General features: G+C 66.0%; 25 protein-coding genes. 4 read left to right on the top strand and 21 right to left on the bottom strand.

Features of this window, described 5'->3' with window-relative positions; all coding sequences use genetic code 11:
* Window positions 1–21 precede the first annotated feature (21 nt).
* From AC3WUT_RS00295 to AC3WUT_RS00250, 10 genes are all read right to left on the bottom strand, one after another.
* Window positions 22–1026: a Bug family tripartite tricarboxylate transporter substrate binding protein gene (locus tag AC3WUT_RS00295; RefSeq protein ID WP_492345078.1), complete on the bottom strand. Its 1005-nt coding sequence runs from the start codon at window positions 1024–1026 to the stop codon at window positions 22–24.
* A 121-nt stretch (window positions 1027–1147) separates the two neighbouring features.
* Window positions 1148–2659, bottom strand: coding sequence for a malonyl-CoA decarboxylase (locus AC3WUT_RS00290; protein ID WP_492345077.1), 1512 nt, complete (start codon window positions 2657–2659; stop codon window positions 1148–1150).
* Window positions 2656–3324 carry a GntR family transcriptional regulator gene (locus AC3WUT_RS00285; RefSeq protein ID WP_492345076.1) on the bottom strand — a complete coding sequence of 223 codons (669 nt, stop codon included), beginning with the start codon at window positions 3322–3324 and terminating at the stop codon, window positions 2656–2658. The genes AC3WUT_RS00290 and AC3WUT_RS00285 overlap by 4 nt, the downstream gene beginning before the upstream one ends.
* Before the next feature lie 280 nt (window positions 3325–3604).
* Window positions 3605–4432 carry a prolipoprotein diacylglyceryl transferase gene (gene lgt, locus AC3WUT_RS00280; protein WP_492345075.1) on the bottom strand — a complete coding sequence of 276 codons (828 nt, stop codon included), beginning with the start codon at window positions 4430–4432 and terminating at the stop codon, window positions 3605–3607.
* Window positions 4433–4514: 82 nt separating this feature from the next.
* Entirely contained in the window at window positions 4515–5003 is a 489-nt protein-coding gene (locus tag AC3WUT_RS00275) for a hypothetical protein (protein ID WP_492345074.1), read from the bottom strand.
* Window positions 4991–5839, bottom strand: coding sequence for an FAD:protein FMN transferase (locus AC3WUT_RS00270; RefSeq protein ID WP_492345073.1), 849 nt, complete (start codon window positions 5837–5839; stop codon window positions 4991–4993). The genes AC3WUT_RS00275 and AC3WUT_RS00270 overlap by 13 nt, the downstream gene beginning before the upstream one ends.
* Window position 5840: 1 nt before the next feature.
* Entirely contained in the window at window positions 5841–6395 is a 555-nt protein-coding gene (locus AC3WUT_RS00265; RefSeq protein WP_492345072.1) for an FMN-binding protein, read from the bottom strand.
* Window positions 6396–6459: 64 nt separating this feature from the next.
* Complete coding sequence (locus tag AC3WUT_RS00260) at window positions 6460–7842, bottom strand: hypothetical protein (protein WP_492345071.1); 1383 nt, start codon at window positions 7840–7842, stop codon at window positions 6460–6462.
* A 52-nt stretch (window positions 7843–7894) separates the two neighbouring features.
* Window positions 7895–9130, bottom strand: a complete 1236-nt coding sequence (locus AC3WUT_RS00255; protein WP_492345070.1) for a cytochrome-c peroxidase — start codon at window positions 9128–9130, stop codon at window positions 7895–7897.
* A gap of 241 nt (window positions 9131–9371) precedes the next feature.
* Window positions 9372–9614 (bottom strand): TIGR04438 family Trp-rich protein, encoded by a 243-nt coding sequence (locus tag AC3WUT_RS00250; protein ID WP_492345069.1) that lies wholly within the window; start codon window positions 9612–9614, stop codon window positions 9372–9374.
* A gap of 108 nt (window positions 9615–9722) precedes the next feature.
* Here AC3WUT_RS00250 and AC3WUT_RS00245 point away from each other — a divergent pair, with 108 nt between their 5' ends.
* A complete protein-coding gene (locus AC3WUT_RS00245; protein WP_492345068.1) occupies window positions 9723–10028 on the top strand; it encodes a c-type cytochrome in 306 nt (101 codons plus the stop codon).
* A 9-nt stretch (window positions 10029–10037) separates the two neighbouring features.
* Here AC3WUT_RS00245 and AC3WUT_RS00240 read toward each other — a convergent pair whose 3' ends face one another.
* The 4 genes from AC3WUT_RS00240 to AC3WUT_RS00225 all read right to left on the bottom strand — a co-directional run bounded on the left by AC3WUT_RS00240 (window position 10038) and on the right by AC3WUT_RS00225 (window position 14337).
* Window positions 10038–10796: a polysaccharide deacetylase family protein gene (locus tag AC3WUT_RS00240; protein ID WP_492345067.1), complete on the bottom strand. Its 759-nt coding sequence runs from the start codon at window positions 10794–10796 to the stop codon at window positions 10038–10040.
* Window positions 10793–12091 carry a hypothetical protein gene (locus AC3WUT_RS00235; RefSeq protein ID WP_492345066.1) on the bottom strand — a complete coding sequence of 433 codons (1299 nt, stop codon included), beginning with the start codon at window positions 12089–12091 and terminating at the stop codon, window positions 10793–10795. Before AC3WUT_RS00235 ends, AC3WUT_RS00240 begins: the two co-directional genes overlap by 4 nt.
* Window positions 12092–12191: 100 nt before the next feature.
* On the bottom strand, window positions 12192–13190 hold the full coding sequence (locus AC3WUT_RS00230) for a glycosyltransferase (protein WP_492345065.1): 999 nt from the start codon (window positions 13188–13190) through the stop codon (window positions 12192–12194).
* A gap of 109 nt (window positions 13191–13299) precedes the next feature.
* Window positions 13300–14337 carry an acyltransferase family protein gene (locus AC3WUT_RS00225; RefSeq protein WP_492345064.1) on the bottom strand — a complete coding sequence of 346 codons (1038 nt, stop codon included), beginning with the start codon at window positions 14335–14337 and terminating at the stop codon, window positions 13300–13302.
* A 258-nt stretch (window positions 14338–14595) separates the two neighbouring features.
* Here AC3WUT_RS00225 and AC3WUT_RS00220 point away from each other — a divergent pair, with 258 nt between their 5' ends.
* Together AC3WUT_RS00220 and AC3WUT_RS00215 are read left to right on the top strand one after the other, a co-directional pair.
* On the top strand, window positions 14596–15837 hold the full coding sequence (locus AC3WUT_RS00220; protein ID WP_492345063.1) for a hypothetical protein: 1242 nt from the start codon (window positions 14596–14598) through the stop codon (window positions 15835–15837).
* Between the two features lie 13 nt (window positions 15838–15850).
* Entirely contained in the window at window positions 15851–17296 is a 1446-nt protein-coding gene (locus AC3WUT_RS00215) for an O-antigen ligase family protein (RefSeq protein ID WP_492345062.1), read from the top strand.
* Here AC3WUT_RS00215 and AC3WUT_RS00210 read toward each other — a convergent pair.
* The 5 genes from AC3WUT_RS00210 to AC3WUT_RS00190 are packed head-to-tail and all read right to left on the bottom strand — an operon-like array spanning window position 17275 to window position 22538.
* A complete protein-coding gene (locus tag AC3WUT_RS00210) occupies window positions 17275–18180 on the bottom strand; it encodes a glycosyltransferase family 2 protein (protein ID WP_492345061.1) in 906 nt (301 codons plus the stop codon). The two genes, AC3WUT_RS00215 and AC3WUT_RS00210, sit on opposite strands and share 22 nt — an antisense overlap.
* Window positions 18173–19414, bottom strand: a complete 1242-nt coding sequence (locus AC3WUT_RS00205) for an MATE family efflux transporter (protein WP_492345060.1) — start codon at window positions 19412–19414, stop codon at window positions 18173–18175. Before AC3WUT_RS00205 ends, AC3WUT_RS00210 begins: the two co-directional genes overlap by 8 nt.
* Before the next feature lie 44 nt (window positions 19415–19458).
* Complete coding sequence (locus tag AC3WUT_RS00200; RefSeq protein WP_492345059.1) at window positions 19459–20439, bottom strand: polysaccharide biosynthesis tyrosine autokinase; 981 nt, start codon at window positions 20437–20439, stop codon at window positions 19459–19461.
* A 12-nt stretch (window positions 20440–20451) separates the two neighbouring features.
* Complete coding sequence (locus tag AC3WUT_RS00195) at window positions 20452–21807, bottom strand: Wzz/FepE/Etk N-terminal domain-containing protein (RefSeq protein ID WP_492345058.1); 1356 nt, start codon at window positions 21805–21807, stop codon at window positions 20452–20454.
* The gene (locus AC3WUT_RS00190; protein WP_492345057.1) at window positions 21804–22538 is read right to left on the bottom strand and encodes an SLBB domain-containing protein; all 735 of its coding nucleotides are present in this window, start codon (window positions 22536–22538) and stop codon (window positions 21804–21806) included. The genes AC3WUT_RS00195 and AC3WUT_RS00190 overlap by 4 nt, the downstream gene beginning before the upstream one ends.
* On the opposite strand from AC3WUT_RS00190, the gene AC3WUT_RS00185 reads away from it, so the two are divergent.
* The gene (locus AC3WUT_RS00185; RefSeq protein WP_492345056.1) at window positions 22522–22932 is read left to right on the top strand and encodes a hypothetical protein; all 411 of its coding nucleotides are present in this window, start codon (window positions 22522–22524) and stop codon (window positions 22930–22932) included. The genes AC3WUT_RS00190 and AC3WUT_RS00185 overlap by 17 nt on opposite strands.
* Before the next feature lie 51 nt (window positions 22933–22983).
* On the opposite strand, the gene AC3WUT_RS00180 is transcribed toward AC3WUT_RS00185, so the two are convergent.
* Complete coding sequence (locus AC3WUT_RS00180) at window positions 22984–24060, bottom strand: GNAT family N-acetyltransferase (protein WP_492345055.1); 1077 nt, start codon at window positions 24058–24060, stop codon at window positions 22984–22986.
* A 29-nt stretch (window positions 24061–24089) separates the two neighbouring features.
* A complete protein-coding gene (locus AC3WUT_RS00175; RefSeq protein ID WP_492345054.1) occupies window positions 24090–24866 on the bottom strand; it encodes a WecB/TagA/CpsF family glycosyltransferase in 777 nt (258 codons plus the stop codon).
* Between the last annotated feature and the right edge of the window lie 16 nt (window positions 24867–24882).

The following is a 24882-nucleotide window of genomic DNA, read 5'->3' as shown; positions in this document are numbered from 1 at the left end:
TTTCTGGATGGGATGAAGTTGTCAATCGAGCTTGGCGCCGGAGGCCTTGACCACCGCTGCCCAGCGCTTGATTTCGCCGTTCACGAACGCCCCGAATTGCTGCGGGGTGCTGGCCGTGAATTCGGCGCCATTTTGGGCCCAGGCGGCCTTGATTTCTTCAGACTGCCCCAACACGCGCACCTGCTCGACGATCTGGGCCTGCAAGTCGGCCGGTGTGCCCTTGGGCGCCCACAGGCCATACCAGGTGGTGACGGTGTAGTCGGGCAGGCCGAGCTCGGCCGCGCAGGGCACGTCCGGAAAGGCGGGGTTGCGCTTGGCCCCCGACACCATCAAGGCCTTGATGCGCCCGCCCTTGATGTGCCCAGCCGACGAGCCCAGGCCGTCAAACACCATGTCGACATTGCCGGCCATCAGGTCTTGCAGCGCCGGCCCGGCGCCCCGGTAAGGAATGTGGGTGATGAACGTCCGGGTCTGGAGCTTGAACAGCTCACCGGCCAGGTGGTGCGAGGTACCGCCCCCTGCCGAGCCGAAGTTGAATTGCCCCGGCGCGGCACGCACCGCCGCCAGAAAGGCCTTGAAGTCGCCAGGCACTTTCTTGGGGTTGACCACCAGCACCTGGGGCACATTGGCCAGCAAGGCCAGCGGAATGAAGTCTTTTTCGAGGTCGTAATCGAGTTTGGGATAGACCGAGGGCGCAATCGCATGGTGCACGCCGCCCATGAACAGGTTGTAGCCATCGGGCGCGGCGCGGGCCGCAATGCCCGCTCCCAGCGTGCCCCCGGCGCCACCCCGGTTGTCCACGATGAGCTGTTTGCCGGTCTGCTTGGAGAAGGCCGCCGACAGCGGCCGGGCAAAGGCGTCGGTGCCCCCGCCCGCCGGAAACGGCACCACCATGTTGACGGGCTTGGCCGGCCAGGGGCTCTGTGCCCAGGCCTGGCCCAGGCCGGCCAGTGGCCCCAGGGCAGCGGTGCTGCCCAACAGGGATGCGGTGCGCAACAGGGCGCGGCGTTGGATCGATGGGTTCATGTCGGTCTGTCTCCAGTCGTGATAGGTTTCGGGCGGCCTTCATGGTGCCGTCCCGGCTCAGGGAATGCCCGGCCTGAAGCCGCCCGAGTGCCCCTTGAGCACCCTGTGCGGCAGGCCGGCTTCAGGGCTTGAGCAGGGCCTCGATCTCGGGGGCCATGGGGATGCGCCCCTGGGCCAACTGGCCCCGGTGCTTGTCCAGGCGCTTGAGGTCATACAGGTAGTTGACCATCAGGCCATACGACTGTTTGAGCCCCTTGGATGAGGGATCACCGGCCCAGTTCAGCCGTTCGACCCGGGCGCCATTGCCCAGGTGGAAGCGTGCCACCGGGTCCAGCGGCTTGCCCTCTTGCCACTCGGCCCCCAGGTACTGGGCGGCACAGCGCAGCAGCAACTGGCGCAAGGGCGACTTGGCCTCCAGGGCCAGCGGCTTGTCCAGGGCCCCCAGCACATGTTCAGCGCTCGGCGGCTCGAAACTGACAGCCCGCCCCAGCTCGCGCAGCGCTCGCTCGTCCAGGCGCTCCAGCTGGGCCGCCAGGTGACGCTGCAGCCAGGACCGCAGGCCCGGAATGGGCGACAGGGTGGCAAAGGTCTTGAGCTTGGGGAACTCGTCCTTGAGTGTCTCGACCACGCGCTTGATCAGCGAGTCGCCGAAGCTCACGCCGCGCAAGCCGACCTGGGTGTTGCTGATCGAATAGAAGATCGCCGTGGTGGCCTTCTGCAGGTCTGCGGCCGCCGCCGACTCATCGAGCAGGGGCACGATGTCGCTGGCCATGTCGTCCAGCAGGGCCACCTCGATGAAGATCAGGGGGACCTCAGGCAGGCGCGGGTGAAAGAAGCCATAGCAGCGGCGATCGCTGTCGAGGCGGTTCTTCACGTCGGCCCAGCTCTTGATGTCGTGCACGGCCTCGTACTGGATCAGCTTCTCGATCAATGACGCAGGAGAATCCCAGCTGATGCGGCGCAGGTCCAGAAAACCCACATCGAACCAGGTGGAAAACATGTACTCCATCTCGACATCGAGGGCCTGCAGGCGCTTGTCTGCCTTGAGATGGGATTGCAGCTCGGCGCGCAGATCGACCAGAAACTGCACCCCGCCCGGGTAGACACTGAAGCGCTGCAGCAGGCGCCGGCGTGGCGACACGGTGGCGCGGCGGTAGTGCACCTCGGCCACGGCCTCGTCAGCGGTCCCCACCGCGGCCGCAAAACGGGCCTGGGCCTCGCGGGCCTTGTCGGCGTCGGCCACAAACATCTCGCTCATCAACAGCCACAGATCGCGCCGGCGGGCCGGTGTGGCCCCTTGGTACCAGACCGCCAGGGCTGCGGCCCGGCGCCCGCCCTCGACCTCGCTGACCCGCGGGTCGACGATGCCGCGCAGTTCCTCCAGGGCGCGCCGCAACATGCGTGGCGACAAAGCCTCGTCGCCCTGGCGCAGGGTGGCGTCCAGGCGCTCGCGGGTGCTGCGTTGGGCCGGCTTGCCACGCGGGCTGGGCGCCGGTGCACTGCCGGGGCCCCGCAAGGGGGGCGTGGGTGCGTCGCTCTTCACCGGAGCGCCCGCAGCCGCATCATCCTTGGCCAGAGCGGCAGGCAACAGTTTGGAGACACGGCGGCTGATCCAGGTGGTAGTGGCGTTCATGCGAGCACTCGGCTGGGTTGTTGACGGGCCAGATCACGCAGCGCCTCACGCTGACGCAACAAATGGGTTCTCATGGCGGCCTCGGCCCCTTCGGGATCGCGGGCCGTCAAAGCCGCCAGCACCGCCAGGTGCTCGGACAGGCTTTGGCCGATGCGCCCCGGGGCCTGCAAGGACTGCAGGCGGGCCAGGCGCAGGATCTTGCGCAAATCACCAATCGTCTGGGCCAGCCAGCGGTTGTCGGCCAGGCGGATGATGGCCTCGTGGATCTGGTAATTGACCTGGTAGTACTCGGTCAGTTGCTGGGCCTGCGCGCAGGCCTGCAGTTGTTGGTGCAAGACCGCCAGTGCGGCCAGGTCGGCGTCGTTGACATGGCGGGCTGCCTCGTAGGCGCAGCGCCCCTCCAGCAAGGCGATGAGGGGGAATATCTCGTCCAGGTCACGCTCGGTCACCTCGTTGACGAAACAGCCACGGCGCGGCTCGTGGCGCAACAGGCCCTCGGCGCTCAGCACCTTCAAGGCCTCGCGCAGGGGGGTGCGAGAGATGGACAGGCGCTCGCACAGGGCCACCTCGTCCAGAAACATGCCCGGCGCCAGTTCGCCATTGAAGATGCGCTCACGCAACTGATCGGCCACCTCGCTGTGCAAGGAGTTGGGCTTCAGGCGCATGGCTGCTCCGATGCCGCATGAGCGCCCTGCCCCAGCCTGCCGGAGGCCCGACGGAAGGCGCGACAGCAGAAGGGGGCGGTTCTGTAATTTTTCATAATTACAGCTAATTATTTTGATTTGAGCGCACAAGGCAAGCACTCGAAGCTCGGTGTTTACCCCCGCAGGCGGGGCCCATGTCGCGTGCTTGGAGGCGGTTCAGGCCACGCCCTGACGGCCTGACAGGCCTTGCCCGCCAGGGCGCGCTGCCCCTGGGGGCAGCCTGCCCCCAGGCTGATCCCTCTCAGCCGGCGCGAGCGCCAGGCGAGGGCTGGCGCTGGGCCCAGCGCCACATCAAAGCGCCGCCCACCACCATCGGCACGCACAGCCACTGGCCCATGCTCATGCCCATGGACAACAAGCCCAGGAAGGCATCGGGCTCGCGGAAATACTCAGCCGTGAAACGGAACACGCCATAGCCCAGCAGGAAAGCGGCAGACACCTCCCCCAGACGACGGGGCTTGCGTGCATAAAGCCACAGCAGCACGAACAGCAGCAGCCCTTCCAGCAGCATCTGGTAGACCTGCGAGGGGTGGCGCGGCAACATCGAGCCCGACTGCGGGAACACCATGCCCCATGGCAGGTCTGGCGGGCTGAAACGCCCCCACAGTTCGCCATTGATGAAATTCCCCACCCGCCCGGCGGCCAGGCCGGTGGGCACGCAAGGGGCCACAAAGTCGGTCACCTGCAACCACGGGCGGCGGTGGGCCCGGGCAAACCACACCAAGGCCACGATCACGCCGAGCAGGCCACCGTGAAAGCTCATGCCACCGGTCCAGATCTGCAGGATCTCCAGTGGGTGGCTCAAGTAGTGCAGGGGCTTGTAGAACAGGCAGTAGCCCAGGCGCCCGCCCAACACCACGCCCAGCACACCGTAGAACAGGATGTCCTCGACATCGCGCCGGCTCCAGGCCTGCGGCCCTTGCAGAGCGGCATAAGGCAGGTGTTTGAGGCGTTGAATGCCCAGCAGCATGAACAGGCCGAAGGCAGCCAGGTAGGTCAGGCCGTACCAATGCACGGACAAGGGCCCCAGCTGCAGGGCCACGGGGTTGAATTGCGGGTAGATCAGCATGCGCGAGATTGTGCCCGCAGAACGTGAAGCCCCGATGGCAGCGGACCCGCCCCCCTGCTCCGCCCGCCTTCAGCGCGGGACTTCAGCGCCCCAGCCAGCGGTGGTACAGACCATGCCCCAAGGCCAGCAAAGGCCACAGCAGGCCGGGCCACCAGTGCAGGGACACCAGGGCCTCGCGCCAGTCGGCCGGCCCATACAGCAGGCCCAGGCCGGCCAAGGCCACCCAGCCGCCCAGGGCCGCGGTGGCCAGGCCCAGCCACCAAGCCACGCGGGCGCCTCTGCGCCCCCACATCTGCAAGGCATGGGGCCCCAGCCAGCGCCCGGCCAGAGCGCACACGGCCCACACCAGCACCCCATGCAACACCTGGGCCGCGCGGTGCGCCTGCGTTTGCCAAGGGGGGGTGTCAGGCGACCACTCGCCGCCCCAGGCCCACAAAGCCATGCCGCTGAGCCACAGCCCCAGCAGCAGCCCAACCAGGGCGCCGATGCCACGTCGGCTCCAGCCGGCCCGCCAGCGCTGCGGACGGTGCGACCCATGATGGGGTGGGTGGCGCCGGTTCATGTCAGCCACACCCGTGCGCCTTGGGCGCGCAACACCCGTGCCAGGCGCCCCCGAGGCACACCTGCCGGGCCCTGCAACACCCACTTGGTCAGGGCATCGGCGCTCACGCAATCGGGCGCCATCACGGTGCAGGCGGTGGGTGCTTGCCAACGCCGGCCTGGCGAGCCCGGGCGCATCCGCCCGGTGGACACCCAGTCGGCGCGCTGCGGCCCCGTCACCGACGAGGCCAGGGCCGCGTTGTGCAGGCCCCGCAGACCGGGCTGGCGTCGGGTTCGCGTGGGCGCCTCGGGCAGGCGCAATTCGATCGGCCAGGGCGCGGGCCCGTAGGCTCGCAGATCGCCCCCGGCATTGACCAAAGCGGCGGGCACGCCCTGCTGGCGCAACACGGCCAGGGCGCAATCCACCGCATAGCCTTTGGCAATGCCGCCCAGGTCGAGCGGCATCGCACCATCGACGCACAAAGTGAGGGGTGTCAGCCAGCGCAGCCCCTGCCAGCTGGCCAGGGCCTGGCCCAAGGCCGGTGCCAGCGCGGGGCGCAGGCCTCGCCGAGCCAGTTCCACGCCCGCCCGCAAGGGGTCGAAGGCCCCCGCGCTCTGGCGCTGCCAATGGTGGGCCAGCGTCAACACCCGCGCGGTGTGAGGGTGAAGGTCGATCAGGTCGCCGGCACGCGCGCTGGCCAGACGATGCAACTCGCTGCCGGTCTGGTGCGCGCTCATGAGGCGGTCCACCTGTGCCACCTCGTCGAAGGCCTGGGCCATGGCCTGCTCAGCCCGAGCCGCGCTGTCGTCGCGCAGACGCAGCATCACCAGGGTGCCCAGCAGGGGGCGGGCGCGTTGGTGCAGCAAATCAGCGGCCCTCGCGCGCCTTGACCAGGCCCTGCACCAGGGCGCTGAGGCGTTGCACGCCTTCGGTCACGTGCTGGCAAGACAGGGTGGCGCCCGAAATATTGCGGATGTCGTCGCCGAAACGGATCTGCGAGGGGCCTTTGCGGCCCTCGAACTGGCGTCGCCAGGCGGGGGTGCGGATCTCAGCCCCATGCGACTCGCGATAGACCAGCACCTCGACGCCGCTGACCTGGCCCTGGGTGTTGAAACCTGCGGCATAGTCGATCAGCTCGTACTTGCCCACCACGCGATCCAGCAAGACCCAGCCTTGCACGGCCTCACCCGCGCGCCCGATCCAGGCCTTGGGCGCATAGCCAGACGGCACCCCCAGACCGGCCGCCTTGAGCGCGGCCACATCAGGCGCCAGCGCCTGCTCGACAAAGTCGGTGGCCTGCGGCAGCAAGGCCCGCTGGGCCTGCTCCAGGCTCAGAAAACTGGCGGCAAAGGCCTGCGCGGTCCACACCAGAGGCGGTGCGCCGAGCGCAATTTTCTGCAGGGTTTGACGCCGGGTGATCATGGTGTGCGGCTTTCAGCCAAGGCGAGTGACAGGGGCCCCGATGTTAGCGAATCGCGGTGCTCGATCAGAAGTGGAAGCCCACGCCCAGGTTGAACATGTCCAGCGACTTGTCGCTGAGGTAGCGCTGGAAATCGGCCTTGAGCACCACCTGCGGGTTCAGGTAGAAGCTGGTGCCCACGGTCATCACCCGCACGTCGGGCAGGATGGAGGGCGACAGGCCCACCGGCAGGCCGGTGTAGGCGCTGGCCGTGTTCAGGCGCTCGTAACGGGCAAACGGCACAGCCGCGTATTCGCCCTGGCTCCAGACCCGATAGGCAGCCTGGGCATACCAGCCGCCAAAGCGGCTGGGCACCGGCGTGGCCTGACCTGCAAAGGTGGCGTTGAGGGCCGAGATGTCGCTGAAGCGGCCCTGGGCCGCCAGGGCCGACAGATCCCAGCGACCGGGTTGCCAGCGGGTGTGCAGTTCAGCCAGGGTGAGCGAGGCATTGGGCGCGGCGAAGCTGGTCTGCTTCTGACCCACGCCGCCATTGAACACGCTGCCGCCCACATTGAAGCCCGGGATGCCGTTGTAGTTGAGCGCGCCGTAGAAGGCGGCGTTGCGGGCCTTGGCCAGTTGCCCCTCCTGATGGATCGCGCCCAGTGGGGAGTCGCGTCCCTCGCTGCTGGCGGCGTCCCACTTGGTCAGGTCAAAGCTGGTGACCATGCCCGCGTCCCAGCGCAGGCCGCCCGCCGTGGTGCCACGCAGGCCCAGGCCCATTTCGCGCCAGGTGCTGGGGATGATGGCGGTCTCGACCAGGTTGCGGTTCACGCCGAAGTAGCGCGTGGGCTCGTGGCTTTCATTGAGGTAACCCACCGGCATCAGAAACAGGCCCGCCTTGGCCGACAGGCTGTCGGTGAGGTCGTGCTCGATGTACATCTGCTCGAACTCCACCTCACCCTGGTCCGAGGCCGACACCACGGCGTTCTCAACTTCCAGTTCGGCCGCCATGCGGGTGCGCTCGTTGAAGCGGTAGGCAAAACCCAGCACGCCGCGGCGCAGGGTGGCGGTGGCGCCCGAGGCGTTGTTGCGCGGCCGGCTGTAGTTCATTTCGGCATAGCCGAAGAAGCTCAGCGGATTGTCCACGGCCCGTGCGGGCTCGGCGGCCGGGGCCGCCGTGGCCACCGTCGTGGTCGTGGGTTCACCCGCCTTGGCGGTCGCGCCGCCGTATCCGGCCCAGGCGCCAGCGCCCGCGGGCGCAGCCCCCTGCCCAGGCTGGGCCTGTTGCCGCTTGACGGTGTCAAGTTCTGCGCGCACCTGCTTCAATTCTTCGCGCAGTTGACGCAGCTCGGCCAGCACCTCAGGCAAGGCCGCCGGGGGCGGGGTCTGCGCCTGGGCCGTGCCGGTCAGGACCAGGGTGGCCAGCGCCAGGGCGCTGCAACGGAAAAGTGGAAGGGACTTGTTGCTCATGGGGGCTTTCGCAAATTGAAATGGGGGACGGTGGGGGAGCAGCGTTCAGTTCTCAGGGCTTGTAGCCGTCACTCAAGGTGCGCAGGAAAGCCACCAGGTCCTGGATTTCAGACTCGTTGAGGGCCGGTTCCCCGCCCAATGGGCGGTTGTAGGGCCCCTCGGTGGTGTTCACATTGCCGCGCAGCGCGGGTGGCAGGTCGTTGAACTTGACGGGCTGGCCACCGGCATCGAGCGGGTACCACTTCTCGGGGTTGGTGTCGCGCTGCACATAAAAGCGCACCACGTCCTCCAATGAACTGAACCTGCCGTTGTGGAAGAAGCGCTTGCGCAGGGCCACGTTGCGCAGGCTGGGCACCTTGAACAGGCCACAAAGGTCCGTGCGGGCGCTGAGGTCGGTGCGCGAGGGACCACACAAGCCCAGGTCGTAGAAGGCCGGGTCGGCATTGGCCGCGATCTCGGTGTTGCGCGGCACCCCCAGGCTGTCGAAGGTGAAATCGGTGAACAGCGCGCCTGGCGCATTGGCCGGCTTGGTGCTGGGGTGGCAGGCAGCACAGTTGCCCTTGTCGCTGCGGTTGAACCAGGCCAAGCCGCGCAGTTCGGCATCGCTCAAGGCCACTGAACCGGCGGTGAACCGATCGAACTTGCTGCTGAAGGGCGCGAAATCGGGGTCCTCGCGCTGGTAGCGCTCCAGTGCATAGGTCACGCGATCGAACGCGGTCTGAGGTTGATCGAAGATGCCCTGACCAAATGCGGCCTTGAACTCGGCCGCGTAAGAGGCCTGGGCCAGCTTGGCGATGACGGCCGCCGCGTCGCTGTTGGCCATTTCATTGGCACTCAAGAACGGTCGAACGGCCTGATCAGCCAGCGAACTGGCTCGGCCGTCCCAGGTAAAGCCCCCCGTGGGGGTGCCGTCGCTGGCAAAGAAAAACGCGGTGTTGTAGCGCAGGTAGTTGAGCGCGGGCGGGGTGCGGGTGCCGGGCTGGTCCAGCGCGGGCCCGCCGGCCACCACGGCGCCGCCGAAAGGCGAGGCGTGGCCCAAAGTGGCATCGTGGCAGGTGGCACAGGACATCTTGCCCGAGGCCGACAACGAAGGGTCGTTGAAGATTTTCTGCCCCAGCGCAGCGGCAGCCGAAAGACTGTCTGAACTGGTCGAGGCGGAAGAACCGCCCCCACCGCCACAGGCAGCCAGCACAAGGCCCACGCCCAACAGGGTCAGGCCAGCCAGCCAACGAGACGGCCGCGGGCCCATCGCCTCGCACTTGCGCGGGCGGAGAAGGTGAAACGCCATGATCAGTCTGCCCGGCTCACCCAAGGCCGCCGCCGGACAAGGACCTTCGCCCCCGCGCCACGGCACTCCAATGAATCGGAATTGTTGTTATTTGGTTAAGCGCAAGTTTACATGTTAATGATAACAACTCGCATTAAGGTTTACCAAACAACACGGGCTTTGTGACCAAGGCGCTACAGGCGCCATCACGGGGCAGGTCGCTCAGCAAGTCGGCTAGGCGCGCCCGGGTTGGCGCGAAGCCTCAGCGCCGTTTGCGGATGCCCACGCCCAGGGCTTCCTTCTGCCGTTCAACGCGGTCGCGGCGGCGTTTCTCCATTTTGTCCATGGCCCGCCGCTTGGTGTAGCCCGAAGAATCGGCCCAGACCCACCACAGCGCCGCCAAAGCAAATGGCACACCGATCACGTACCAGCTCCAGGTCGCGACAAAACCGATCTCCAGGTATTTGAGCAGCAACAGGATCAGGCCCAGGCCCAGAAAATACATCACGCACTCCGATGTGAGGATTGACCAACACCTGCCTCCACGGCGGAAGACAAGACCCCTACAATTCCCGAATCACAATGTAACGCAACCCACGGACACGAGATGATCATGAAGCGCACCCTGTTCACCCTTGCCGCCACCCTCGCCTTTGCAGCACCGGCCATGGCCGATCTGGCGCTGGCCACCTCCAAGAACTGCATGGCCTGCCACTCGATGGACAAAAAAGTGGTGGGCCCGGCCTACAAGGATGTCGCTGCCAAGTACGCTGGCCAGAAAGACGCTGTGGACAAACTGAGCAGCAAGATCCTCAAGGGCGGTGGCGGCGTCTGGGGCCCCGTGCCCATGCCCGCCAACACCCAGGTGAACGAGGCTGAAGCCAAGAAGCTGGCCAGTTGGGTGCTGAGCCTGAAATAAGCCTGAAACTCAGGCCCGCAACGCCCGGGCCCTGAAACGGTCGACCGCCTGCCCCACGGGCAGGATGTCGCAGCCGGCCTGACGGGCCCAGCGCAGGGCCTGTTTCAACTGGGTCGGCGTGCAGCCCCAGCGCACCGCGGGCTCGGTGACCGCGTGGGTGTACAGGATCAGCCAGCCTCCACTGGCGGCGGTCTGTTCGATCAGGGCCTGCAAGGCCGCCGCCGCCAAACCGTCGCCGTACAGCGCTTGGGCCTGCAAGCCGTTCAGGTCGACCTGCCCCTGGTGAATGCCAGGACGGGTCAGGCGCAAGGAGTCAAAATGCGCCGCCGCCAGGTGCTTGGACAACACCCCGTAATCCCCGAGCGGAAACGAGAAATGGCGAGGGGCCGGCACGCCCACGTCACGGATGAAGAAATCCGCATTGCGACGGATTTCGTCGTGCAGCTGTTGCGGGCTGAGTCCTGCGCAGGGGCGATGCGAGAAGGTGTGGCAACCCAACTCGTGCCCACCCTCGGCCAAAGCCTGCAAATCAGCCACGGCATGGCACAGCTGCCCCTGTTCAAGTTGGTCGGTCAGCCCCCCGGCGATGTACCAGGTGCCCCGTGCCCCCTCGTCCTCCAGCAGTTGGCGACCGAGACGGCAGGCGCTGGCCGGCGCATCGTCAAAACTGATGCTCAGCACCCCCGGCCCCTGCCCGAGTGGCAACAGGCGGCGGGCGACACGGCGGGCCAGCCACCGGTCGGCGCGACTCAGCAGGGACAGGCTCATGGTCGCCGCCCCAGCCCGGCACGAACTGCTGTGCCGGCCACGTTCTCGTAGGTGTACTCAAGCCCCAGACGCAACACGTTCTGTTGGATCGAGGTACCGCCCCCCACGGTGGTGAAACGATCGCGCTGGCCCTCGGCATACAGGCGCCAGCCCTGGCTGATGGCGTAGTCGATCGAGGCGCCCAGGCGATTGACCTGGTTGTCGGGCTGCCCCAGGGGGGCGCCGGCCACCGCGGCCCCCTGGTTCTGCTGGCGGTCATGCGCGGCCATCAGGCGCAGCCGGGTGAGTTCGGTGAGCCGCCAATCCAGCCCCAGCCGCAGGCCACTGGCCAGGTAATACAGCGCCGAAGGGGTGCCCGAGTCATACAGGCGACGGCCCCACTCCACATCGAATCGGCTCAGGGGCGATGGCTGGTAGCTGGTCCGCAGGGTGAGCAGACGGTGGTCAAAATCGTTCTGCCCAAGGGTCTCGTATTGCCGCTGCAACCAGCCCAGGCGCCCCCCGACCCGGGTCAGCGGGCTGTAGACCCAGTCGACGTCGGCAAAGTAGAGCCGGTCGGTGTAGTGGGTGTCGAGGATGGCGGCATCGGCGGCAGCCCGATTCGGGTAGTCCACGGCGGTGCGCCGGCTGCCCACGCTGAGGCTGGAGCCCAGCGGCGAGGTGTAGCGCAGCGCCAGTTGCAGCGTCTGATCGTTGCGATCCAGGAACTGGTTCTGAGGGTTCTCGTGCCGCACCGAGGCGCGCTCCAGGGTGATGGGCAAGGACAGGTCTTCGGTGATGCGCAGCGCGAATTCCGAGCCCCCTTGCTGCTGACGCATCAAGTCTCGTCCGACCTGAATGGCGTTCTGGGGCTGGTAGAGCCGATCATCGGTCCCGTAACTGAGACGCCCCCGTAACAAAGGGCTGAGCTGCCAGAACAGGCGGGCATCGAACTGGTGGATCTCATGGTCCAGCTGCGTTTGCTTCTGATACTGGCGCTTGCCCTCGGCAGCCTTGAGTTCCAGCCGGGTGTCGTCCGATCCGAGCGGGACGATCATGGCTGCGCGCAGATCGACCGACATCACACTGTCACCTGGACCCGAACGCCCCAACAAAGCCTGGGTGTCGGCACCCGCCGGCAGACGCAAGGGGTTGCTGTCGCTGGCCCAACTGCTGTCCAGTTGCACGGACAGTTCGACCACGGCACTGGCCGAGCCCGCCCCGCCAACGCCCAGCGTGGCCAGGAGCAGGCCACGCAGGCGCGGGCCCCAGGCCTGACGACGTGGGCTCTGCTCAGGAAAAGGACACGAAGACATGGTCAGACGGCGCAACTCGAAAGACAGAAAAAATGAGAGGGGCGGACCACAAGAATCCACGGACCCGGGGCTCTGATTATCAGCTGAGCCCGACCTGGCTTCACGGCGAGCCGAAACGATCCAGCAGGCGTTGTAGATGGCGAGCTTCGGCCTGCTCCGAGAATTCAGCCTGCACATGGGCCGCGGCCGCACGGCCCAGGCGTGCGCGCCAGGCACTGTCCAGCCACAATGCTTCGATGCGGTCCGCCAGGGCCGACGCATCGCCTGGAGGCACCAGCAGGGCATGCTGACCGTCTTCTGCCAGATCCAAGGTGCCAGGGCAACGCGTGGCCACCGCGGCGCGGCCAAACATCATGGCCTCGATCAGCGTGACCTGGCCCGACGCCGTGGTCTGGTTCTCGATCGGCACCACATTCACCCGGGCTTGCTGACACAGGGCCTGGCATTGCTCACGGCTCAGGCCGCTGCGCAGCTCGACGCCTGGTGGCAGGTCCAGCCCGGCCAGGCTGCGCGGTGGCGCCACGATGATCGTGCGGTAACCCAGTGCCCCCACCGCCGCGACCAAGGTGGGCCAGTCGCGGTTGGCCGAGCCCATGGCCAGCACGAAAGGTTGGTCTTCGTCCTCGGCCAGCCAGGGCTGCCGCAGTTCCCGGCCCAGGGGCACGTACTCGAAACGGCTCGAAGGCAGACGCAACCACTGGCTGTAGGCCTCGATCTCCTGGCGCGAATGCACCACGAACACATCAACCGCCCGCAAGGCCTGGCTGGCCAGCCAGTGCTTGAGCCCGCCCTGCAGTGCCCCCAGGTTGAAGGTCCAGGCCACCAAAGGGCCGGGAGCCCCCCCGAGCCGGCGCAGCGCGCCGGTGGTGGTGGCCAGGGGCGGAAAGGCCGTCAGGAAACCATCGCCAGGCCGCGCCTCGCGCCAAGCCTGGGCGGTCTGACCCAGAAAATCCAGCCAGTCCCTGCCCGAGGCATGGGCACGCAAGGCGTCATGGCGGTAGGTGGCTGGAATGATGTTGAACTGATGGCCCGTCAGGCCATCGGTGATCCAGGGCTGCTGGCGAGTCTGGAGGTAGGGCGTCAGCAGATGCCATTTCATAAAACCGGGTCGCCCATTTCAGAAAAAGAACCATCGGGAGCAGTGCGCGCACTGCACGGCGCCGCCATGATAGCGGCGCCCTGGCCAGCACCGACTGGACGGCTCAGCCTCATCGTTCAAAGGCCGTCTTGCGGCGCAGAAACCAGGACTCGAAATAGCGGAAACTGAAGCTGGCCGCCAGCACGGCCGTCACCAGGGTGAGGACAAACACCAGCCCCCCATCCCCGGCCGGCCCCCACAGGCCCAGCCCCTTGAGCACCGCGTTCTTGCACAGCATGTGCAACATGTACAGCCCATAGCTGATGGTGCCGAGGTAGGCCAGGGGGCGCCAGCTCAGCAAGGGCTGGAGCACGTGGTCCTCACGGACCACACAGGCCCCGACCAGCATTGCAAACAGCCCCCCCAGCAGCAGGACCGGGGCCTCGCCCCAGGCCAGCGCCCCACCCAGGGCCAACGCCCAGGCCAAGGGAGCGCCGCGCCAAGCCAAGGCCCGTTTCAGCACGCCGTGGCTGCGCGGCTGGTCAAGCAACAAGGCCAGCAAGGCGCCGGCCAGCAAGGGACTGGGCAAGAAGGCCCAGTTGCCGCGACCACTGGCCCAAGCCCATTGGCTCAGACTCAGCAGCAGCACCAGGGCCCAGGCGCTGCGCCCCCGGCTGCCCAGCAGCAGCATGAGGCCGGGCCAGATCAGGTAGAACTGCTCCTCGGCAGCCAGGGACCAGGCAAAGTAGAAGATGACCCGCCCCTGGATCTCGACAAACAGGTTGCTGGTGTAGGTGGCAAAGTACGGCAGATTCTCAAAAAAGGCCCGCCCGACAGGCGAATGACGCTCCAGCACCCAGACCGTCAAAACATAAAGCGCCAGAGTGGCGTAATACAGCGGAAAGATGCGCAAGCTGCGGCGCACGTAAAAGGCCTTGAGATCCACACGCCCCTGACGGCGCTGCTCGCGCAGCAGCAGCGTGGTGATCAGGAACCCGCTGATGGCAAAGAACAACGACACCCCCTCCGCCCCCACATGGCCCAGAAAAGGCCCGTGAACCGAGGCCGCAGTGTGGTGCCAGATCACACCCAGGATGCTGAAGGCCCTCAGGCCATCCAGGGAGGCAAAGCGTTGCTGGGCCTGGAACCGGGAAAACGAATCGCTCATGGACATTGACGCCGCAGGCAAGTGGCAAAAGGAATATATCGACACCCAGAAGGTTGGCGCCAGCATTCCATTTTGGCGTATGTCAGGCTGGCACCCGTCAAGTTGAGTGATAGAGCGACAGAGCAGCCCTGATGCACGACAAGCGACTGGCATAATTTCAGCCGATCTGCGGCCAATGTCTTGCTGTGCCCGGCGTGACGGGGCCACACCACACCGCAGCGACCTTCCACCCACCCCAGGACCGCCCAGGAGGCGCACATGGACCGCACCGCCCCAGCGACCCCAGCCCCGCGCCGACGCCCGGTTCCGCCACGCTGCCGCCCGGCCTGGGTCTGGGTCTGGGCATTGGGTCTGGGCCTGAGCCTGCTGACGGGCCTGAGCGGCGCCGCGGGCCCCAAGGGCAAGGCCGGGCCTGCGCCCGCATCGGGCGCGCCAGCCCATGTCGAACTCGCCACCTTGCCACTGGCCCAGCGGCCCGGCGCCCTGGCCCAGGCCCTGGGCCGTCCCCGCCGTCTGCTGATCGGTGTGGGTTCGACCGACACAGGCACCGTGCTGGGCCAGGGCCTGATGCCCGACATCTACCAGCATTACCTCAATGGCGTAGGCAAGGACTCCTGGCTCAGTTGGAACAGCCCTGCTGGGGCCTACGCTGATCTGGTGGCCGAACACGCCGAACTGGTGGGCGCCGTTCCGATGTTCACGCTTTACCAGATGGCCGCCCGCGGCGACGGCAACATCAGCGGCCTGACCGACCCCGCTTTCATGGGCCCCTACTGGCAGCAGGTGCAACTGCTGTTCGACCGGCTGGGCCGCTATGGCAAACCAGCGCTGGTGAATCTGGAGCCCGACTTCTGGGGCTACACCCAGCGCGCCCAGCCCGACCCCCAACGCCACCCTGCACTGGTGCGGCTGAACCCCGACTGCACCGAACTGCCGGACACCGTGGCCGGACTGGCCGCCTGCCTGCTGCGCAGCGCGCGGCTGCGTGCACCACGCACCTATGTGGGTTTTCCGCCATCCATGTTCCACGACCTGCAGGCCGGTGACTTGGCCTACATGCTCAAGCTGGGCGCGGACAAGGCCGACTTCGTGGTCATGCAAACCCAGGACCGCGACGCCGGCTGCATGGAGGCCCAATCGCGGACAGCCGCCTGCGTGCGCAACGGCGGGCCCTGGTACTGGGACGAAAGCAACACCAGCAGCCCCAACTTTGCCCAGCACCTGGCCCAGGCCCGGCGCTATTTCGAGGGCCTGCAACGCCCCCTGCTGTGGTGGCAAACCCCGCTGGGCGTACCCGCGCCGGCCCCCAGCAGTGGCCCACCGTGGCGCGACAACCGGGTGCACTACTTCCTGACCCACCCCGAACAACTGGTGGCCGCCGGGGGCGTGGGCGTGGTGTTCAGCCAGGGCGAACGCAACCAGACCACGCTGCGCAACGATGGCGGGCAGTTCAAGGCCCTGTCCAAGGCCTATCTGGCGCGCCCGGCCGCCCTGCCCTGATCCGGCCCGCACCATGGACACGGTTTCTCCAGCCGCCGCAACGCCCCCGCCGCCCCAGGCCCCAACAGGCCAGGCCTGGGCCAGCCTGTTGCTGGTGCTGAGCCTGGCGTGGTCGCTGCTGCCCGCCGGCCTGAGCTGGGAGTTCACCAACCAGGCCGAGAACCTGAGCAGCGGCAACGCGATCATCCAGTTGCAGTGGGGCAGCCTGTTTCTTCTGGCTGGTGTACTGGCCTTGCGCCGATTCGAACGCTTCCAGGAGGTGATGGCCCAGGTGAGTCCCTTCCTGCTGGCCTTGCTGATTTACTGCCTGCTGAATGCCTTGTGGTCAGTCCAGCCCGGGGTGACGGTGAAGAAGGGGGTGCAACTCGCAGGCATGGTGCTGATCGGCGTGGCGCTGCAACTTCAGGGCCTGGACCATGGGCGATGGCTGCGCCTCATGAGCGGCACCATGCTGCTCCTGCTGGTGGCGTCGGTGCTGGCGGTGGGCTTGATCCCCGATACGGCCATCGAGTACGCCACCGCCGGCAACGAGGCCTGGGTCGGCGGGGCCTGGCGCGGCATCACCGACCAGAAGAACAGCTACGGCATCATGACGGCCTTCACCGTGATGACCCTGGTCAGCCTGTATGCCACGCGCCCCCAGCGCGGCATGCCGACCTTGCTGCTGCTGGTGTTGCTGGTTTTTTGCGGGCTCAATCTGGTGATGTCGAAGAGCACCACCAGCCTGCTGGTGACCGGCCTGGGGGTGGGCTGCTTCGCCCTGTTCCGCTGGAAATACGTGGCCGACGAGTTTGTCGTCAGCCGGGTGCTGATCGTGGTGGTGGCACTGCTGCTGGTCTACCTGCATGTGCTTTACGTGGTGCAGGGCCGACTGCCGACCTGGGACGAGTTCTTCAAACCCGTGGCCGACCTGCTGGGCAAGCGAACGGACATCAGCGGGCGCTTCGATATCTGGGACATGGTGCTCGACGAGATCGAGAACCACCCGTGGCTCGGGGTGGGCTATGGCGCCTTCTGGCTGGGCAAGGGCAGTGCGTCGCAGGCCATCATCGACAAGATGTATTGGGTGCCGTTCCAGGCCCACAACGGCTACCTGGACATCTTCAATGAACTGGGCCTGGTCGGCCTGGTTCTGTTCGCCGCCTTCTTGATCCACCACCTGGTGACGCTGTACCGCCTGTCACGCTATGACGCCAGTGAAGCCGCCTTCCATGGCGCCGTCATCGTGGTGATCCTGGTGCACAACCTGACCGAGAGTTCATTGCTGCGCGGCGTGAATTTTCTGGCCATGCTGGTGGTTTACTCCTCGATCGCCGTGAGTTGGTCGCTGCGCCGCCACCGCCTGCTGGCTGCGGCGGCAACGCCCCCATCAACACCTTCGACCCCCTCGACCCCCTCGACTCCAATAGTCGACCCCAGTCCTGGCACGACAGGGCCTCAGGCCCGGTACTCGAGATAACGCGCGCCCGTCAGCGCCGACAACTTGCCCAGTTGAGCGCAGGCCACGCGCAGCCAACGAAAGGCCCGCAGGCGGTCCACCGGGCTCAGGGCCAGCGCCAGCAGGCAGGCCACCCCGAGCTGCAGCAAGGCCCGCAGGCCCAGAACACCTGCGCGCAGCACGCGGCGGGGGCCCGACAGCGGGTACAGTTCGACCCGCACAAAGGTCTGGGCGCCGCGGTAAGCCCGCCGCAAGATCCAGCTCACCCGGGCACGATCTGCCGGGACCTCTTCGGTGACCACCGCCTCATCGCACCACACGAACACAAAGCCCGCCCGGTGCAGCAGCGAGAAAAACAGCGTGTCTTCACCACCGGAGCGCCCAAATTCCGGATCAAAAGGGCCCGGCAGGCTGCGCGCCATGGCCGTCCTCAGCAGCACGTTGCCGGTGCGCGAATCCTCCGTGAAGATGCGGGTACCGGTGCTGAAACGACGTCGATCGAACAGGCCCGCATTGCGCATCCACGCCGGCGTGGCCTCGGTGTAGGTGGGCAGCACAGGGGCCATCACACCGTCAGCCCCTGTCGCCGCCTGGGCTTGAACCAGCAGCCACAGCCAATCCGGGCCCGGGCACTCGTCGTCATCGATGAACGCCAGCCAGTCGCCGCGTGCCTGGGCCACGGCCAGGTTGCGGGCCTTGGCGATGTTGGGCTCCGGCAGGTGGGCAAAACGCAATGGCAGGCGCTCGGCCCAGGCTTGCAAGACCGGCAAGGCACTGTGGGCGGGGTCGTTGTCGACCACCACGATGTCGAAGGCGGGCAGACGCTGCTGGGCCAGCAGGGCCAGCAAGGCATTCAGCAACTCGGGCCGCCGGAAAGTGCAAACGCAGACGCTGACGTCAGGCATGTGGAAGCTCCCGGCTCAGGCGGCGCCGCTGGTAGGCGATCAGGCCGAGCAGCAGCAGAAAATCAAAGGACTCCATCGCGATCAGGGCCATCACCGCGCCCAGGGCACCCCAGTGCGGGATGGTCAGGCTGGCCACCGCCAACATGAACAGAACGACCACACAGCCTTCGATGAACAACTGGCGGAACGCCCCGATGCTGACCAGCCAGGTGGTGGCGATGGTTCGGGCCACACTGACCAGGAAGTACGCCCCCCAGGCCATCACCAGGGCGTTGATGCCCTGGTACTTGGCCCCGAGCACGTGGGCCTGCAGCCACGGAAGGGCCAGGACCAGCATCAGCATGTAAACCAGGGACAGGGCCTCGATGCCCCCCAGCGAAAACAGCGACAGGCGATTCAACGAACGCCAGTCGCGCGAATGGATCAGTCGGCCTGCCAAAGGCCGGGCCACCCTGGACCAGGCCACCACCATGAGGCCCACCGGAACCAGCAGCAGACGGGAGGCACTGACCTCGGCCGTGGCCTCCACCCCCGACATGGCCGAGGCCAGGTACAGAAAGCTGTAGTTGCCCAACCAGCCGACGACCATGCCGGGCATGGCCCAGCGGCCTTTGTCCCAGACCGCAGCCAGGGTCTCACGCCAGACCGGCAGGGGCGTGTCGACCGGTGCCGGGGCAGGCCGCTGACCGGCCATCAGGGCCAGGCCCTGGGCCCCACTGAGCACCGCCAGGATGGACGCCGCCCCCACCTGCTGGCTCAGGGCCAGCGCGGCGCCACCGATCAGGGCCAGCACCACATACAAGCCATCGCTGAGCAACAGGCTGCGCAGGTCGGCCTGGATAAACCAGACCGTGCGACGGTACTCCCGCACCGTGGTGATGGCGACGAAGACGGCAAATCCCAGGCCGACCGGCCCTGGCGCCACCTCGGGCACACCATCCCAGACGACCCAGGCCGCCACCAGGCCGAACAGCACCCCCAGACCTGCGCCGGCCAGCCATTGCCAGCGCTGCAGCCGCCGGATGGCCAGGGCCTGCTGAGCGGGCGGCATGTGAGGGGCCAGCGTCGTCAAAGGACTGCCGATGAGGGCCTCCAGCAAGCCCACGGCGAACAGGCTGGCCGCAAACAACTGAGAGTAGAGACCGTAGTCGCTCTTGGTGCCGAAGCGGATGAGGCACATGCCGACCGCAAAATTCAGGCCGCTGAGCAGCACCTGATCGACAACGGACAACAAGGAATGGGTCCAGAAAGGCTTACCGACCGCCACCAGGCCCCCTGTCAGCGCGCACGACCGCGCTGGAACAGGCGCGAGAGCGCAGTCCACCAGGCACGGGGGCCTGCGGCCTCCGATGAGCCCGCGCCAGAGCGCCCGTCGAAGCGGTTGTAGACCGTGCCAAAAACACGCACGCCGACATCCTGCATGGCCTGCACGGTGACACGCAGATCGGCAATGCGGGTGCGGTGCTCACGACCCACGACCAGGGCGGTCCCCACCTGGCGCGCGATGACCTTGCTGTCAGAGGACGCCGTGGCGGCCGGCGTGTCGACCACGATCACATCGAGGTCACGGGCCAGCTTGTCGATCAGGGCAGAAAGGTTGGGGTCTTGCAGGATTTCCAGCGGATTGGGTGGCAGTGGGCCGGCAGGCAGCACATACAGGTTGGGAAGCACCATGGTCATCACGTCCAGCGTGACATCGCTGCGCCCGGACAGAACGCCCGACAGGCCCTTCTTGTTGTTCATGCTGAAGTAAGCGTGCACCTTGGGGGAGCGGAAATCCGCATCGATCAGCAAGGTGCGCTTGCCCACCTGGGCAAACGAGAACGCCAGGTTGGCAGCCATGTAAGTGCGCCCCTCGCCACCGCTGGGGCTGACCACCGCCAGTTGCAGGGGGGTCAGGCCCCGCGCCTCCAGCAACAGCTCGGAGCGGATGCGCCGGATGGCCTCTGCCTCGGGACTGTAAGGAGAATTGGCGATCGGCAGGGGACAGGTGGCATCCAGCCCCACCCGCAGGTTGGTGGCCGTGACGTAGTTGAACTGGTGGGCCAGCACGGCCTTGATGTCCTGCTCGGACAACAGATTGAGTTGGCGTGCGGCCTCACCAAAGCGCAGTTGCGAAGTCTCCTGCAACTGGATGATCTGCTCCACCTGGGCCCGCGACAGCTTGCCGGCCTGGATGAACAGCTCACCCATGCGGTCGCTGCTCAAGGCCGGGGGCACCGGAGCGGCATGGGCATCGAGGATCGGTTCTAGTTTCATGAGGAGGTGTCGTCAGACCGTGGACTGACCAATCTGACCAAAAATACGCAGACCCAGGCCGCGTTCCATGTCTTCACGGCAACGCAGGCGGCGCACCGTGACCTCCAGCACAAAGGACAGACCCAGCCCCAGTGCCAGCCCCACCAGCACCGACATGATCAGGCTCTTGGTGATCTGGGGCTTGGAGTGCCGCAACGGGGCTTCGGGCTTGCGCAGAACCGACAGGTTGGTGCCATTGACGGTGCCCGACATGAGGATTTCGTCGTATTTGGCGACCGCCGTGTTGTAGACGCGCTGGGTGCTTTCGAGCTGACGCTGGTAAGAGCTGATGACGTCACGGTGGCGTTTGGACTCCAGCAGCGAGCGCTGCTGCTCGTCGAAATTGCGCCCCAACGCGCGCTCCTGGTCGGCCAGACGGCTGCCCTCGAGGCGCAGGCCTTCCAGGGCGGCCTTCGCTTCACGCCTGACGCGCTCCACCAGCACGGTGCGTTCATCCTGCAGGGCTTGCAGACGGGGGTGCATCTTGCCGTAGGTGGCCGACAGTTCGCTGATGCGGCGCTCCAGATCGGAAAGGCGCAGTTTGAGTTCGGCCACGCGCGGCAACTGGGCAATCTCGGGCACATCCGGCACATCGCTGCCCGAACGGATCATGGTGTCGAGGGCGCGCATGCGGGCCTCGTACTCCTGGCGCTGGGACCGCAGGGCCAACTGCCGGCTCGAGATTTCACCCAACTGGCGCGATCGGTTGTCCAGACGCTCATCGGTGTCAACGATCTGGGCTTTTTGCTGGTATTCGGTGAGCTTTTGCTGAATACCGTCGATTTCATTGCGCAGCAGTTGCAACTGCGCGTTGTATTGCTCGGTACGGGCTCGCGCGGGTGCCACGCTGATTTCGCTGTTGATGTCGGAATAAGCCTTGATCAATGCATCGAGAAAAGCGCGGGCCGCCTCGGCAGATCGATCGGAATACTGAATCTCGACGATGCGACTGGTGCGGCGCAATTGAATATCCAGGCTTTTCAAAACCCGCTCACGCAGCAATTGACGATTCTTCTCGGCACCGGGGGCTTCCATCAGGCGCAGGGTATCAATCACGCGATCCAATACCTCATTGCTGTGAATGATGTCGACCTGGGTCTGCAAATAGGTTTCATCGAGGATCGCCGGAAACTGACGCCCCGAAATCGGGTCATTGACCCGGAACTCAATGAACAATTCAGCCGACGAGGTGTAACTCTTGGGAATCAGCATCACCGCAACGCCGGTGACGATCACCGTCACAAAGGTCACGATCAGCACCGTCCACACACGGTACCTGAGCATGGCCCCCAACTGATTCAGGGTCAATCCAACCGGATAGGGATTCAAAAAATCCTCTCCTTCACATATATCACATCACCGTCCTTCACAGCGTCCGTCAGCTGCGGTGAAAAATCACGGGCCTCCGTGCCCTCGGATTTTCGGTGGATCTGGATGCGGCTCATCGAACCACGCTCGGTCACGCCCCCTCCAAGCGACAGGGCACGCATGACATCGAGATCCGGCTCCATCGGATAGCTGCCCGGGCGACGCACCTCACCATGGATGTAGAAGAACTTCTGCTGGCCCACATAGACCATGTCGCCCTGGCTGAGGACCAGGTCCAGTGGACTGCGGTCGGGATTGGCCACCCGGTCCAGGCGGATGGGGATGCGCACCGGTGCCCCTGCGGCCCCGCCCTCCTTGCGCAGCAGCACGGCCACCGTGTCGGCCTTGGGGGTGAGGCCACCGGCCACCGCCAGCAGATCGAGCACTGTGAATCGGCCCTGCAGCGGATAGCGGCCCGGGCGCACCACCTCACCGAGCACGGAGACGGCCTGACTGCGATTTTGCCGCACCGTGACCGACACCTCGGGATGCAGCAGGTATTCGCGCTCCCGCAAACGCAGGGCAATGAGTTTTTCAAGCTCGGCCTGCGACATGCCAGCAATGCGCAGGAGCCCGATCAATGGCAGGGTGACCTCGCCCTCGTCGGTGACCGAGACCTCTGCAGACATGTCTGGCTGGCCGAAGACCGTGACCTGCAGCACATCACCCGCACCAATGCTGAGCGACGCCATCTGTGAGGTCGCCGCAGCGGTGGTCACGGCGGGTGCAGGTGTGGCGGGCTTGACAACACCGGTGCTGGGACCCGCAGGCCGCTCGGTTGGCACTTTCGAGGTCGAGGTCGAGGTCGAGGTCGAGGTGGCGGCGGGGTTGCTGGTCGCAGCCGCCGCAGCCGCAGGCGTCGTCGGTGCCTGTGCACTGGAACCCCCATTCCACCCCAGATCAAAAGGCAGATTGGAAACCAAAGGCGTGGCAAACACCCAGGCCGGACCAAGCAGGCAGGTCAGCAACAAGGGCCCGCCTATTTTCCGCAGCAGGCGAAGAAACAGAAACTTCATTCAGATCAATCCATTCAAGATGGCCATGAAACTCTCGACTGGACCCTCGCAGGACAAGGCCAATGGATGACGCACGAAACGCATCAAATCCTCCAGTATCGACATTCAGGGCCTCCGAAAATCAAGGGCCAGCCCGATGAAGCCAGTGTTTGCCTGTGCGCCAGACCTGGCCCAAAATTGTAGTCTTCAACCAACGCTTGCGCGCGGCCTTTGCCAATGCGGCATGGGCCACCCATTGAGGCCTGGAAACAGCTCCTTCGCCCAAAGCAATCGACGACGTCTGAAACCGGGCTTTGTAAGGCTGCGAGCCACGCCCCAGGTCCAACAGAGAAAATCCATGTGCCTGCGCTGCCTCTGCCATGCCCATGAGCAACACCAAACCCGGTGAATAGGCCGCGAACTCGGGATCGTAGGTGATGAACCAGACATGGCACTGATCGCGATGGCGCATCCCCAGATGCAAAGCCACCATCTGGTCGCCCGCGTAGAGCACGGACAACATGCCGCCGAAGACGCCTTCATCACAGTGGAACACGCCGTCCAGCGCACCGCGCATCCAGGGCAACTCCAGGGGATTGCCGCCCGTGGTGCTGACGAATTGGCGTGATTTCAACGCCAGCAGGCGCTGATAGGCACGGGGATCTTTGCTGGCCATCTCCAGGCGCAGCGGGCCGACCTGACGCTCCAGCCGCCGGCGCGCGTTGCCCACCGATTGGAAAATGCCGGACGATCCCTTGGCGCTGCGCGCACTCAGACGCTGGCGATAGGCCTCGATCCCGCCCTCCAGCTCCATCACCGGCGAATGGGTCTCCAGGGCGATGTGGGGTGCAAAGGTAGCCTGTGTCAGGGGCATGTGGTCAAACGCGAAGTAGCGGGCATCACAGGCCCGCAGCAGTTGCGTCGCGTCGATCTCCACGCCCTGGCGCAACACCAGGCCATGGTAATCATTGAGCTGGTAGCCAACCGAGCGCAGGCGCCCCCAACGATCGCGGTGGAATGGAAACACACCACACAACTGGCCCTGCTGCTCGATCAGGGCCAGGCGCAAGCCCAGGTTCTGGCGCGCCACGATGCGGGCAAAGCCAGGCTGGTAGAAAGGGCTGCCCAGGTCCGGGCGCGTCAGAGCCAGCGCCTGCCACGCACGGGCCAGGTCGTCATCGAGTTCACGGCCGTCGATGATGGAAATTTTGTCAGTCAAATGATCAAACCCGGCCGATAGACAGAGACTCACGCATAAGAGCGTCGGTGTTCACGCCACTCCTGCAGCAGAAGCCAGAGGAACACCGGCGCCTGCAACAGGTACCGCCGCCACAGATGCACCGGGTCTGAAGTCAAACGCCACAACCACTCAAGACCGCTGTCCTGCATCCACCGCGGGGCCCGGCGCTTGAGGCCCAGGGCAAATTCCTGGGCTGCACCCACGCACACGATCACCCCCGAGTCCAGTCGGCGCACATGGCGCAAGGCCCAGCGCTCCTGCTTCTCAAACCCGAGGCAGACAAAAATGAAATCCGGCTGGCAGGCCTGGATGGTCCGAACGATGGCATCCGCCTCACTGCCCTCCGGATCGAAATTCATCGGCGGGCAACACACCACCACATCCATGCCCGGAAAGCGCTTGGCATAGCGATCACGCAGCAGGCGCTCCTGCCCAGGACGCCCCCCCAACACAAACACCCGTTGGCCACTGGTCATGCTGTGGCGGCACAGAGCCACAAACAGGTCCGCGCCCGTCACCCGCTCAGGCAGCGGTGTGCCAAGCATGCGGCTGGCCCAGACCACAGGCATGCCATCCGCAAAGGTGTAGTCGGCGCTGGCGTACAAGGCCTTCAACTCGGGGTCACGCTCCAGCCGCACGACATGGTCGACATTGGTCGTCACCACCACCTTGGGGCCTTGGGTGGCGGCAGCATGCAGCAACAGATCCGTGGACTGCTCGAAGCTCAAAGGCAATATGTCGAGGCCAAACAGGCGCACGGCGCCAGGCAAGTGGTCAGAGGGCATGGGATTCGGGGAAGTG

It is taken from the genome of Curvibacter sp. EU05-FHT14A10, assembly GCF_058791075.1.
Note: the sequence above shows the minus strand (reverse complement) of the source record. Positions and strands in the feature narration are given on the sequence as shown.